The sequence below is a fragment of the Olleya namhaensis genome, assembly GCF_900114005.1.
In the GTDB taxonomy this organism is placed as follows: Bacteria; Bacteroidota; Bacteroidia; order Flavobacteriales; family Flavobacteriaceae; genus Olleya; species Olleya namhaensis.
In genome coordinates, this window is record NZ_FORM01000008.1 from 212,995 (window position 1) to 227,244 (window position 14,250).

General features: G+C 32.2%; 11 protein-coding genes. 1 reads left to right on the forward strand and 10 read right to left on the reverse strand.

What is annotated here, in order from left to right; all coding sequences use genetic code 11:
- The 9 genes from BMZ09_RS13655 to BMZ09_RS13695 form a co-directional block, all read right to left on the reverse strand.
- Positions 1-2,487 (reverse strand): Hsp70 family protein, encoded by a 2,487-nt coding sequence (locus tag BMZ09_RS13655; protein ID WP_090841580.1) that lies wholly within the window; start codon positions 2,485-2,487, stop codon positions 1-3.
- A gap of 6 nt (positions 2,488-2,493) precedes the next feature.
- Complete coding sequence (locus tag BMZ09_RS13660) at positions 2,494-2,787, reverse strand: hypothetical protein (RefSeq protein ID WP_090841582.1); 294 nt, start codon at positions 2,785-2,787, stop codon at positions 2,494-2,496.
- A 45-nt stretch (positions 2,788-2,832) separates the two neighbouring features.
- A complete protein-coding gene (locus BMZ09_RS13665) occupies positions 2,833-4,050 on the reverse strand; it encodes a bifunctional folylpolyglutamate synthase/dihydrofolate synthase (protein WP_090841584.1) in 1,218 nt (405 codons plus the stop codon).
- A gap of 6 nt (positions 4,051-4,056) precedes the next feature.
- Positions 4,057-4,941 (reverse strand): energy transducer TonB, encoded by an 885-nt coding sequence (locus tag BMZ09_RS13670; protein ID WP_090841585.1) that lies wholly within the window; start codon positions 4,939-4,941, stop codon positions 4,057-4,059.
- Between the two features lies 1 nt (position 4,942).
- Positions 4,943-5,335 (reverse strand): ExbD/TolR family protein, encoded by a 393-nt coding sequence (locus BMZ09_RS13675; protein ID WP_090841587.1) that lies wholly within the window; start codon positions 5,333-5,335, stop codon positions 4,943-4,945.
- A 1-nt stretch (position 5,336) separates the two neighbouring features.
- A complete protein-coding gene (locus BMZ09_RS13680; protein WP_090841589.1) occupies positions 5,337-6,038 on the reverse strand; it encodes a MotA/TolQ/ExbB proton channel family protein in 702 nt (233 codons plus the stop codon).
- Between the two features lie 51 nt (positions 6,039-6,089).
- On the reverse strand, positions 6,090-7,484 hold the full coding sequence (gene nhaD / locus BMZ09_RS13685; protein WP_090841591.1) for a sodium:proton antiporter NhaD: 1,395 nt from the start codon (positions 7,482-7,484) through the stop codon (positions 6,090-6,092).
- 1 nt (position 7,485) lies between these two features.
- A complete protein-coding gene (locus tag BMZ09_RS13690; RefSeq protein ID WP_090841593.1) occupies positions 7,486-8,712 on the reverse strand; it encodes a Glu/Leu/Phe/Val dehydrogenase dimerization domain-containing protein in 1,227 nt (408 codons plus the stop codon).
- A gap of 221 nt (positions 8,713-8,933) precedes the next feature.
- Entirely contained in the window at positions 8,934-10,001 is a 1,068-nt protein-coding gene (locus tag BMZ09_RS13695; RefSeq protein WP_090841595.1) for an anhydro-N-acetylmuramic acid kinase, read from the reverse strand.
- 93 nt (positions 10,002-10,094) lie between these two features.
- Here BMZ09_RS13695 and BMZ09_RS13700 point away from each other — a divergent pair, with 93 nt between their 5' ends.
- Entirely contained in the window at positions 10,095-11,237 is a 1,143-nt protein-coding gene (locus BMZ09_RS13700; protein WP_090841597.1) for an acyl-CoA dehydrogenase, read from the forward strand.
- 56 nt (positions 11,238-11,293) lie between these two features.
- Here BMZ09_RS13700 and BMZ09_RS13705 read toward each other — a convergent pair whose 3' ends face one another.
- Entirely contained in the window at positions 11,294-13,729 is a 2,436-nt protein-coding gene (locus tag BMZ09_RS13705) for a helix-turn-helix domain-containing protein (RefSeq protein WP_090841599.1), read from the reverse strand.
- Positions 13,730-14,250 lie beyond the last annotated feature (521 nt).

Sequence of the window (14,250 nt, forward strand, 5' to 3'; positions counted from 1 at the left end):
TTAACGCAATCCTGTTTTACTATCGTCCTTAAACTGCTTTTGCTTGTCTTTTTCTCTATCTGGCAATAAAGCAAACAAGGCGTACACCACGTGCTTTAAAGACTTATAGTCTTGACGTTCCAGAGCATCGTCTCCTTGTTTAATAAGTTTTTGAGCCTTTTTTGTGTCTGTAAATTCAGAATTATATCTAATTCCGAAGAAATAACCAATAAAATTTTCGTCACTAGACTGCACAATAGCATTATGCAATACATCTAGTTCCTTAATTTTTGCTCTAATTAAATATTTATCTCCTGAGTTAATAACTTCCTTTTCATTTGCTATTACTTTAAGATATTTAGGTCGATATTTTTCGTTTTCTTCTTTATTAACTTGCCACTCTAAACCTTCTTTAGAATTGTTATACTCTTCAATCTCTAAAGCAATAACTTTGTTTCTTGTTAGGGTATCAAAAGTCTGAATTAACTTTCGTTTTTTATCATCTAATTGGTATTTCTGATCAGATACATCGTCCTCATCAAGCAATGTGGTTTCAATTTGTATTTCAATTAATCCAACACGTAACTGTTCTAATTTACTAGAATATTCAAAATTCTCATCTTCAACTTGCTCTGTTATCAAATGCTCTACATCAGACAAAACAGCGTTAATTTCCATATTAATTTTACTAATACTTATCGCACGCTCAGACTCGCTAAAAACATTTTTAAATTCCTGATCACAAGACTGCAAATAGACATTTATTTTTAAATCTCTAGACTCTGTAATTTCTAATTCAATTTCAATATCGGTCCCTTTAATCAAATCATCTTCCAAATCTTTTCCAGAAAACTCAATATAACCAATACTTAAACCTGAACTAGGCAACCCTTTAGACAGACCTTCTACTATATTAATAATTAGATTAGATTCTGATCCTTTTAGAATTGATTTAGATGCTGTTTTATATATTTTTTTCTTTAAAGGTAAAATACTTCCTTTTCTAAAAATTTGTTCTAATCGTGTTGTTGACGCATCAATATCATCAATTTCCATACAAATATCAATAGGTAATGGTTGTCCTAAAACATTATAACTACCTTGATTAATAGCAACTGTATTTATTGTTTTTAAAGCATTTAAATCTTTATCTAAAACCTGAATCTTAAATCTATTTAATTGTCCTTTTAAAAGCGGTACAAACTCAGAAAACCCATTATTCAATACTGTTTTTATACCAGAATCATAACCACCATCATTTCGTGTAATTCGATAATTTATAGCTGCCCCTTCTACTTTACAAGTAATTAACTCTTCTAAATCTCTTGTATTCTGTTCATAGAAAATCTGAGTATCAACAGTACTAACCTCCTCTTCTTCTATCGTTTCTTCAACAACGATACTTGTAGGCTTTGAACCTGCAAAATAAGCAGCGCCATCTACTACTGCTGACGTCGGATCGATACTGGAGTCTACTAAAATACCTGTTTCCTCTTTAATTCTTTGTTTTATTAAAGGTACGTACGTGCTCCCTCCTATTAAAATCAAACGTTCAATTTGTGAGTTGATTAATTGATTTTGAGAGATTACCTTTTTAATAAATGTAATAGTCTGTTCTACTTTAGGCGCTATAACAGCTTCAAACTGACTCCTAGTAATAACAATTTGATTGTATAAGTTAAAATCGTTTATATCTATATCCAATTCGATTTCTGTTTCAGGATATACAGATAATTCCTTTTTTGCCTCTTCTGCTTTCTTTAGTAACTCAAAATACAAGCCTTTATATTTACTTGCTTTTGATTTTATATCCTTCCAAAGGTTAGTAATATTGGCTTTTGCTTCAATCTGAGGAACAATAATTTGTTCTACTATTAAATTATCAAAATCAGCTCCTCCTAAAAAGTTATCGCCTTCATTATCTATAACTTTTAACTCTCTATCATTAACCTCTACTAAAGCTACATCAAAAGTTCCGCCACCAAAATCGTACACAATCCAATGTTTTGAAGACTCGATATCTAAATTAGATTGATTAGCAAAAGCCAAACAAGCCGCAATAGGTTCTTGCAATAAGACTACCTCTTTAAAGCCGGCTAAATACCCTGCTTTTTTTGTTGCATTAGATTGAATAGTATCAAAAGACGCTGGAATTGTAATGACTGCAGCGTTTAATTGATCACCATCAGACACAAAGTTTTTAAGTTCTTTTAAAATCAAAGACGACAATTCTATTGGCGACACCTCTTTATCTATAGAAGGAATAAAATAGGTTTCTTGCGTTCCCATTTTACGTTTAAAAAGCATGCACACATTCTCTGCATCCTTTTCCAGGTAATCCAAAGCTTTATCTCCAATAATGGTCCTATTGCCTCTAAAAGCGACACAAGAAGGTAGCGTTTGTTTTAAACCTAATGGGTTATTGTATATTTTAACTGCACCACTGTTGTAATTAGCAATCAAACTATTAGTGGTCCCTAAATCTATTGCAATATTAATGGTCTTCATGGAGGCTTATTCTACTATTATAATTCCTTTTTGCACTAAAGTATTTTCATCATTTCTCTTTTGATAAACAATAGGTTTTAGCACTTTTACAATTTTCATCTGTTCGTTAAAATCGCCAGTAATATTAGCTTCGACATCAGTCATTTCATTACGATACGTCTGACCTATAGGATTTATAATATGAAAACCTAAAGCTTCAAACTCGTGATTAATTCTATCAATATTTCTATTAAAAAGGGTCAAATTATCTTTGTTACTTTTTAGTTGAATAGAAAACACTTGATTGATAATTTCTAACATTTTATAGTGAATTAAATGAAAGTGTAAGATACAATTAATTGGAAATTAAACCACCTCGGCAACCACAAAAGTACTACCTCCAATATAAATTACATCTTCATCCGAAGCTGCGTTTAAAGCTTCTTTATAAGCTATATCAACTGAAGCAAAAGCATTACCATAAAATCCTTTAGAAACAAAGATGTCCCTTAAAAAGTGTTGGTCCAAACCTCTTGGCACATCTGGTTTGCAGAAGTAATATGTTGCCCCTTTTGGTAATAAAGGCAATATTGATGACACATCTTTATCATTAACGACACCAAATACTATATGGAGTTTATTATACTGTTCTTGTAGTAATTGCTGCATGGCTAAAGTTAAGCCCTCTTTATTATGTGCAGTATCACATATAACTTTAGGACTAACATTTAAGATCTGCCAACGCCCTTTTAAGCCCGTATTTTTAACTGAATTTACTAATCCTGTTTCGATATTATTATCAGAAACCACAAATCCTTTTAACCTCAATTGTTGGATCGTTTCTAAAACACCTTTAATATTCTTAGTTTGATAACTGCCTTTTAAATCTGTTACAAAAGCTTCGTTATTAGCTTGATCTGCAAAATATATTGGACTATTATTCTTTTCAGCGAAAGCGGTAAAAACAGCTTGAGTTTCTGTTTGCGTTTCACTAATCACAACCGGAATATTAGGTTTGATTATCCCAGCTTTTTCTGAAGCTATTAAACCTAAAGTATTGCCCAAAAACTGAACATGGTCTAAACCTATATTAGTAATTAAAGACACTTCTGGAGTAATAATATTTGTAGAATCTAACCGACCTCCTAGACCAACTTCGATTACTGCAATATCTACTTTTTGTTTAGCAAAATAATCAAACGCCAAACCAACAGTCATCTCAAAAAACGATAGGTTATTAGCTTCTAGAAAGGCTTTATTTTGTTTTATAAAACCAATAACAAAAGCTTTACTTACTTCTTTACCATTGATTTTAACACGCTCTCTAAAGTCCTTTAAATGCGGAGAAGTGTATAATCCAACTTTATAACCGGCTTCCTGTAAAATAGAAGCTAGCATATGACTGCTAGACCCTTTTCCATTAGTCCCTGCTACATGTATAGATTTAAATTTGTGTTGTGGATTTTTAAGATGCTTAGCTAAATTTAAAGTATTAGTTAAGTCTTTTTTAAATGCGGTCTGACCTTGTTTTTGATACATTGGAAGTTGAGAAAACATCCAATTTACAGTGTCTTGGTAAGTCATGATATATTATTGACCTAATTTAAAATTGATACTTACGTAGCCAATTTGACGCTCTGGAGCTTTACTGTCTGGTGCCCATTTGTGTGTCAATGCCATTTTACGTGCTGGCTCTAACAAACAAGCTGCTGTGTTTTTTGTTCCTTTAACACCTGGCTCTGCTTTTACTACTTTACCCGAACGGTCAACTTCTATTCTGACAACAACCAAACCAGATTCATTACAGTCTTGAATAATTTTTCTGTAGTCAGGTTTACCCCTACCGTTTAAACCATATCCAACACCATCACCACTACCTTGACCTGAACCATCACCAAATTTACTTGTTCCGTAAGAGTTACCTGATCCTGGCCCGTTTCCGGGACCATTACCTGGTCCATTATTATTTGAGTCCGATGCACTATCAGAATTACTAATACCGTTAATTAACGCGTCATTAGCTTTTCTAATATCATCTTGTCTCTTTTTTTCTGCTGCTTCTGCTGCCGCTTTTGCTGCCTTAGCTGCTTTTTCTTGTGCTAATTTATCAGCCTTAGCTTTTTCCTTAGCATCATTTTCTTTTTTAGCTTGCTCCTGCTGTTTTTTAATTAAAACAGCCTCTTCATCCTCTTGTGTTAACACATTTTCTTGAGATGTTGGCGTCGCAGCTGCTTGTTGCTGTTCTTCTACTTGAGGTTCAGCTTCTTCTGGTTTAGTTTCAGTAGGTGCTGCTGCTTGCGCTGGCGCACCACCTCCACCTCCAGAAGAACCTCCAAAGTTAATAGCCACACCGTATTCTTCCGGTGGGTCCATATAATTTTGACCAACCACAAATAGTAGCAATACCAATATCAACATTATTAATGCTGTTATTTTTGCCGAATTCTGTTCGTGTTTGGTTTTTAAATATTTCATCTTATTGTGCTTTTACTGCCAATGTAGATTTAATCTTATTTCTGTTTGCAATATCCATTATAAAAACAACATGTTGCATTTCTACACTTTCGTCAGATCTAATAGTGATTGTTGGCGACTCGACGTTACCAACCTTTGCTAAAACTTCTGCTTCCAATTGCTCTTTAGACACTTGCTTCATATCTACATAGTACTTGACATTTTTGTCTACACTTACAGATACATTTTTTGTCTGTGTTGTTTTACTAGTCGATTTAGGTAATAATAAATCAATAGCTTCCGCAGACACTAACGTTGATGCAATCATAAAAAAGATAAGCAGCAGAAACACGATGTCCGTCATAGAGGACATGTTAAATTCTGGTGTTACTTTATTTCTTCCTCTTAATCGCATATTAGCTAGGTTCGTTTAATAAATCTAAAAATTCAAGTGAGTTTGCTTCCATTTGATACACAACCTTATCAGTCTTAACAACTAAATGGTTGTATGCTATGTAAGCTACAATACCAACAATTAAACCACCAACTGTAGTTGTCATTGCGGTATATAATCCGTCTGCTAACGTTTTAATATCAATTGATCCTCCGGAATTTGCAATTTCAAAGATTGATAAAATCATACCAATTACAGTTCCAAGGAAACCAATCATTGGTGCTGCCCCAGATATAGTTGCTAGTACACTAACATTTTTTTCTAAACTATAAATTTCTAAACGTCCAGCATTTTCAATAGCGGTATTAATATCATCCAATGGTTTTCCAATTCTAGAAACCCCTTTGCTGATTAATCTTGATACCGGAGAATCTACAGAAGTACATAAATTTTGAGCCGATTCAATTTTACCATTAGAAACAAAATCTTTAATTTGATTCATAAAATTAGCATCAACTTTAGATGCTTCCTTTATAGCAAACAAGCGCTCAAAATAAATATAAATCGCCATGATTAATAATACAAAAAGAAGTGCAATAATAATTATTCCCGCAGTTCCTCCCGTAGTAACAAGCTCTATTATTGACAATGTTTTTTCAACCGGTTCTCCCTCTAATAATGGATCTACCGCTTGAGCAGTCTCTTGAATTAATGTGCTGATCATATTATAATTTTAGATACGTCTATAACGTTAAATATTTGTATTGAGTATATATTAAAATAAAGTTCTTGTCCAGAAGAATACTAAAGTACCTGCTAAAAACCCTGCTAAAGCTAACCAAGAGATTTTTTTGAAATACCAGAAAAAATCAATTTTCTCCATTCCCATTGCAACAACACCTGCTGCAGACCCAATGATTAACATACTTCCTCCTGTACCAGCAGAATATGCTATAAAGTGCCAAAGCTCGTTATCTAAAGGCTCTGAAAACATCCCTAAACTTGCTGCTACTAATGGTACATTATCAATTACTGCAGATCCAATACCTAGTAAAATAATTACTAAATCAGATACACCTTCATGATGTAATTCTGTACCTAACATTGGTGTGCTTTCTTGTAATGTCGATGCAAATCCAAATAAAATACCTAAAGATTCTAAAGCTGCAACAGCCATTAAAATACCTAAGAAAAACAAGATACTTGGCAACTCAATCTTCGATAACGAAGCATGTACTGGACTGTGGTGTGCGTGTGCATCACTTTCTTCTGAGTCATGGTTAGACAAACTAAATTTAGCAGAACTATAAATTTCAGCAAAAATAGCAACTACACCTAACGCTAACATCATACCAACATAAGGAGGTAAATGTGTTACTGTTTTAAAAATTGGAACAAATACAATTGCACCTAACCCTAAATATAACATAGTAGCACTAAATCTACTTTTCGGTTTTTCTTCAACAGCTTCCTCAGTTTCTAAATTACCTTTAAATGCAGGTAAGAATGACGCGATAAAGGTAGGAACCAACATACATATTAATGATGGTAATAATAAGTACCCAATTAAATGACCTGTCGTTACTTTTTTACCAATCCAAAGCATTGTTGTTGTTACATCTCCAATTGGAGACCATGCCCCTCCAGCATTGGCAGCAATAATAATTAAACCTGCAAACCAGATACGTACATTTCTATCCTTTACAATTTTTTGTAAAATAGAAATCAAAACAATCGTTGCTGTTAAATTATCAATAATAGCAGAAAGTATAAACGCTAAGAAAGCAAAAATCCATAAAATTTTAGATTTCTTCTTAGTTTTAATAAAGCTTTTTATAGTTGAAAAACCATCAAAATAATCAATGATCTCAACAATAGTCATCGCTCCTAAAAGAAAGACTAAAATCTCAGATGTCTTTCCTAAATGGTGTAATAAGGTTTCTTCCATTAAGTGCATTTTGCTCTCATGTTCTAAACCTGCATAACCTTCTACTAATCCGTGATTAGCAGAGTCAAACCACTGTGTAAAAGAGTCTAATCCTAATGATATTAATGCCCAACTTATAGCCATCATGACTAAAGCAGGTATTAATTTATCAATTTTTATATTATGCTCTAATGTTATAGCTAAGTAACCTATAACGAATACTAAAATAATTACTGTTTCCATATTATATTAATTGTTTTAATGCTATTTCAAAAGCTGTTTTACTTATCTCTTTTTTAGAATCACTTTTTGCGTGTACATTTTCGATTGCCTTTCTAATAATATCTGACGTATCATTAAAAATAGCCTCATCCGTCATTTGCACTTTACGTTCCATAAAGTAAGCAAATACACGCGCCATACCACAGTTTGAAATAAAATCTGGTATTAAACTAACACGTTCATCTGTCTGTTCCATAATTGATCCAAAGAAAATTTCTTTATCTGCAAACGGTACATTTGCACCACAAGAAACAACCTCTAAACCAGTGTTAATCATTTGATCAATTTGATCTTGTGTAATTAATCTTGATGCTGCACAAGGCGCAAAAATTTCAGTCTCCAAAGACCAAATACGATCATTCATTTCTGCAAAAGGAATCATATTAGCAGTTGCTAATGTATTTCCATTTTTAGTTAAGAAAAAGTCTTTTATTTCTTCAAAAGAAAAACCATCTTCATTTATAACTCCTCCAGAAATATCAATAATACCAACTACTTTAGCACCCATTTGTGCTAAATAATAGGCTGCTGCAGATCCAACATTTCCAAAACCTTGAACAACTGCACGCTTCCCTTTTACACTTCCTCCGTAAATATCATAATAATGTCTTACAGCTTCTGCAACACCATAACCTGTAATCATGTCTGCTACAGTATATTTTTTTGCTACATCTGGAGAAAAATTAGTGTTTTCTAAAACCTTTATTACTCCTTGACGTAATTGTCCTATGCGATTAATTTTATCTGCTTCCGTTGGCTTAAAATGACCATTAAAAACACCTTCTTGTGGGTGCCATACTCCAGAATCTTCTGTAATTGGAATTACTTCGTGTATTTCATCTACATTTAAGTCTCCACCTGTACCGTAATAGCTTTTTAATAAAGGAGATACTGCCTTGTACCAACGCTCTAAAACCCCACGTTTTCTTGGATCTTTAGGATCAAAGTTAATACCTGATTTTGCACCACCAATAGCTGGTCCTGATACTGTAAATTTAACCTCCATTGTTTTAGCTAAAGACAAAACTTCGTTCATGTCTAAACCTTTTCTCATTCGGGTTCCTCCACCTGCTGCTCCTCCTCTTAAAGAGTTTATTACTGTCCAACCCTCTGCTTCTGTTTCAGCGTCCTTCCAGTTAAATATAATTTCAGGTTCTTTATTTTCGTAAATTTTTAATAAGTCTTTCATTCTTGATTTTTGATTTCAACTTTAATATTATTCTCTCCGGATTAACATTTAAAGTAGCTAAAGTTGATTCATCTTATGAAGTATTAAGTTAATTAGTGGAACAAATATAAAAAAACAAAAAATGGCTTTTAATAGTAAAGTCATTTTTATTATAATAAATTATTGTTAACAATTATTAAATAGTGTTTTACTACAATAATTGGTAATTCTAGCAACCTATTTTAGGCAGGAAAATATATCATACCTGAGGAATGGTCTTTAGTTGCACCTGTTACCGATTTTAAACAGTTTACCTCTTCTCTCAACTTCAAAACACCCAAAAAGCCAAAAATTAGCGCTTCTTTAAACTCGATAATTTTAGTTGAAGGAATTACTAATTGATTTGAAGTTAATTTTTCGATTTCTTCTATTAAAAATAAATTAAAAGCACCACCTCCTGTTATTAAAACCGAAGCATTATTGGTTGCGTTTATAATTTGAATAATCTGAAAAGCAATATGCTTGACGTATGTGTGTAAAATATCTTCGGTATTTAAATTATAACTGTTAATCAAAGGAAACACTTCCTTCTCAACCCACTCTAGACCTAAAGATTTTGGAGGTTGCTGATTATAAAAAGCCAACTGGTTTAAGGACTCAAATAATTCTAAATTGAAATTACCTTTCTTTGCTATTCGACCTTCATCGTCATAGTTAAAGCCTAAGCTTTCTACATATTTATTTAAAACAATATTGACAGGACAAATATCAAATGCAATTCTTTTTGAATTAATTTCAGAAGAAATATTAGCAAATCCTCCTAAATTAATACACCAATCATAGTCCGAAAACAATAAGCGATCTCCAATAGGCACTAACGGTGCACCTTGTCCACCTAAAGCAACATCCTCCACTCTAAAATCACAAACCAATGTTTGATTTATTAATGAAGCTAATTTTGGTAAATTTCCTATTTGCTTAGTAATACCTTGATCAGGTTGGTGTAATGCAGTGTGCCCATGAGAGCAGACAGCATCAATATTTTCAATCTTATTCTTACTAATAAATTGATTTATAACTGTTGACAAATACATTGTATAATCTTCATCTAAAGTAATTAACTCAGATGCAGTTAATAGGGTTAAATTCTTTAGTATTTTAAACCATTTATCAGAATATGATATCGTTTCTGCAACAACAATTTTAAAGCTCCAATCAGCATCTTTACTAAAAGTAATATATGCCAAATCAATACCGTCTAAGGACGTGCCAGACATAACTCCAATCACATTATAACTATGGTTTATCATATCAGGTAAAAATAACTATAACGATTGAAAATATGCTAATAAAAACTTATCTTTGTATCCAAATTTTATTAAATCAACAATCTTACATAAATTATGGATTTTAGCCTTACTGAAGAGCATATAATGATTCGCGATGCCGCTCGCGATTTTGCACAAACAGAATTATTACCAGGTGTTATCGAACGTGATAATGCACAAACATTTCCTGATGAGTTAGTAAAGAAAATGGGAGCGCTCGGTTTTATGGGGATTATGGTAGACCCAAAATATGGAGGAAGTGGTATGGATGCTATTTCTTACGTATTAATTATGGAAGAATTATCTAAAATTGATGCTTCTGCTTCTGTGATGGTTTCTGTAAACAACTCTTTAGTGTGCTACGGACTTGAAACTTATGGTACAGAAGAGCAAAAACAAAAATACTTAACTAAGCTTGCTTCCGGAGAATCTATTGGTGCTTTTTGTTTAAGCGAACCTGAAGCTGGTAGTGATGCAACATCACAAAAAACCACAGCTATAGATAAAGGTGACCATTATGTTATTAATGGTACAAAAAACTGGATTACTAATGGTGGTCGTAGTGATGTATATTTAGTTATAGCACAAACAGACAGAGATAAAGCACATAAAGGTATTAATGCTTTTATAGTAGAAAAAGGAACACCAGGATTTGATATAGGTCCTAAAGAAGATAAATTAGGGATTAGAGGTAGTGATACACACACGCTACAATTTAATGACGTTAAAGTACCAAAAGAAAATAGAATTGGTGAAGATGGATTTGGTTTTAAATTTGCAATGAAAACTTTATCTGGTGGACGTATTGGTATTGCTGCGCAAGCTTTAGGTATTGCTGCAGGTGCTTATGAGTTAGCTTTAAAATATAGTAAAGAACGTAAGGCATTTGGTACAGAAATTTGCAATCATCAAGCAATCGCGTTTAAACTAGCCGATATGTATACAGAAATTGAAGCTGCAAGAATGTTAGTAATGAAAGCTGCTTGGGATAAAGATCAAGGAAACAATTACGATATGTCAAGTGCAATGGCTAAACTTTATGCTAGTAAAGTGGCAATGGAACAAACTGTTGAAGCTGTGCAAATACATGGTGGTAATGGTTTTGTAAAAGAATACCATGTAGAACGTATGATGCGTGATGCAAAAATCACACAGATATATGAAGGAACTTCAGAAATTCAAAAAATAGTAATTTCAAGAGGAGTTATTAAGGGATAATACCTGAATACATAAATATAAAAAAGGCTTTAAAATTAATTTTAAAGCCTTTTTTATTATTTAGAAATAGCATCTAAAACAAGTCTAATTTCTCCATAACTATACTTACTCGCTATTTTTGATTTCAAATCAGATAGGTTTTCAAAAGTCTGCTTAGGGATAATTTCTTTCAATTCTTTATAATGCTTTTCAGAGATTAGATCCGTTATTTTTACTTCTCCTGATGGGATAAAACTTGCTAAATGCCCAAAAATAGTATTCACGTTTAAGTCTCGTTCAAAAGCTATTTGATCTATCGATTTACCTGCTTTAAAAATTTGTAAAGAGGTTTCTTTTGTATCTCCCTTTTTACGTTTTGGTTTGGCTTCCTCAAAAATCGCTTTACCAGTAGACATCTCAATGTCATTCTCCTCGCAATAATCTCTTATTATTTTTATAATCTCATCACCATATTTGGAAACACGTGTTTTACCAAATCCATTGACATTTAATAATTCTGTTTGATTAGTTGGCAATGTTTCACACATTTCATACAATGACTTTTGAGTGAATATTTGAAAATGAACCAAATCTTCTCGTTCGGCAATTGTATTTCTTAACGCTCTTAATATTTCAAATAATTCTACATTAGTGGTGCCATCTATAACTGTCTTTCTTGGCGTTTTAGGTTTTTCCTTTGTCAGAAACACAGATTTAGCGCGTAACTCTAAAAATAATTTAATTGAAAACCCTGAATTCAAATTAGAAAAATACAACTGTTTAACCCCCATTAACTCCTCTAAAGCATCCAATTGTTTATTAAAATCAGAATCCAATGTTTTATTATCAGTGGTGAAATTAAAGGTTTTATAAACTTCAATTATATTAGAATCCAGTTGCTTTTTGTAATACGCTAGTGCTTTTATAAATCTTGCTTGTATTTCATCACTAGTTTCTGGAGCAGTTGATCCTTCAGAAATCTCTAATAACTGAGCTCTAAAACCATTCGCAACTTTTAATAAAGAAGCGACGCAATCTTTTATACTAGTTAAAGGATCTTCTATATTACCCTGAAAACTTCCTCTATTTTTATAATAGATATCTAAAAGCCTATTAGTCGGATATAAAAATTGATAAAAGTCAAAAATCTCAGAGATTAAACTTAATTGAAAATGCGTTTTAGACTGTTGAAGAATACTCTCGTCTGGTTGATTTTTCTCTACTTCAAGATTAAAATTGATAACATTAGTATCACTTATAATTTGACTAGAATTAATCTTGCTTTTCAACACTAAACCTTCCAAAGATTTACATCTACTTAAAGCTACATAAGTCTGTCCATGTGCAAATGCACCTTCAGAATCTATGATTGCCTTTTCAAAAGTAAGACCTTGGCTCTTATGGATTGTTATTGACCAAGCCAAGCGCAAAGGAATCTGAGTGAAGGATCCAATTTTGTTTTCAGAAATAGCCTTAGTATCCTTATCAACCGCATAGTTTATATTTTCCCAAACCTCTGGTTTAGTTATTATATTAAATTCGTCATCTGGACATTTAACAACAACTTCGTCTTTATCCAATAATATAACCTTACCAATTTTACCATTAAAATAACGTTTATCCACAGAGCTATCATTTTTAACAAACATAACTTGTGATCCCACTTTAAGTAAAAGTGATTCCTTATTGGGATACGAAAACTCAGGAAATTTACCTTCTACTTTTGCCTTATATGTCTTTGACTTCCCTTTTAGCTTTTCAAGTTTAGTCTTATTAGTGTATTCTGCCTTATTATTATGAGTGGTTAAAGAAATATATCCCTCATCTTCTTTCGGCTCAAAATTGGGGTTATAGCGTTTATTTAATTCATCAGCAGAATTTTGAGAAAGAGTATTTGTTCTAATTTCATTCAAAATATTTATAAACAAAGGATTGTCCTGCCTATAAATATGCTTTAACTCAACCGAAATTGGGTTACATTGCTGATAGGCCAGGCTACTAAAAAAGAATGCATTATTATAAAAAGGTTTCAAAATATGCCATTCATTGTCTTTTACAACAGGAGATAATTGTTGTAAATCACCAATCATTAATACTTGGACACCTCCAAAAACCAAATTTTTATTTCTATAACGACGTAGTGTCTTATCAATACCATCAAGCACATCTGCTCTTACCATACTGATTTCGTCTATAATCAATAAGTCTAATGATTTAATAATATTAATTTTAGTTTTACCAAATTTCCTATTAAATCCACCACTAGAATTTAAATCATCATTTGGCAATATAGGTCCGAATGGAAGTTGAAAAAAAGAATGGATTGTAACCCCTTTTGCGTTAATAGCAGCAACACCTGTTGGAGCGACTATAACTATCCTTTTTAGGGAATTCATCTTTAATTTATGAAGAAAAGTAGTTTTACCTGTACCAGCTTTACCTGTTAGGAATATATTTCTATTAGTATTATTGACAAAATTATTAGCTAAATCTAGTTCTTTATTCTCGCTCATTCTCTTATTTAATCATAATGTATCAAGATATATAAATACTATCTAAAACGAAAGTAAACTACCCGAATATTAAACTTACTCTCTTAAAGAATAATGACTCAGAATATGTTATGCTGAGCTAATTTTAATAATTATTGAAAACATGATAGTTTATAATAAAGTAAAATCTATTAAACAACATTTATAAGAAACACATATAGTATTTGATCTACTTTAAAGATGAAGCTCTAGTTTAAACCTTTCATAATTGGAATATAATATTCCGAACTATCGATTAATCCCTTTATTGAACGTTAGTTTATAAATTATAACTAAGGTATATCATTTATTCCTTTTGCCTTTTGCCTTTTGCCTATTTACTTTAGACTTTTAGCTATTTACTTCTGCCTTTTGCCTTTTTACTTTTGGCATTTGTTAGCACCTTTTATTTATTTGAGTATAAGGCACAAAAAAACCCTTCATAAATAAATATGAAGGGTTCTCTAAAAAGGCGACGACCTACTCTCCCACAATGTAGTACC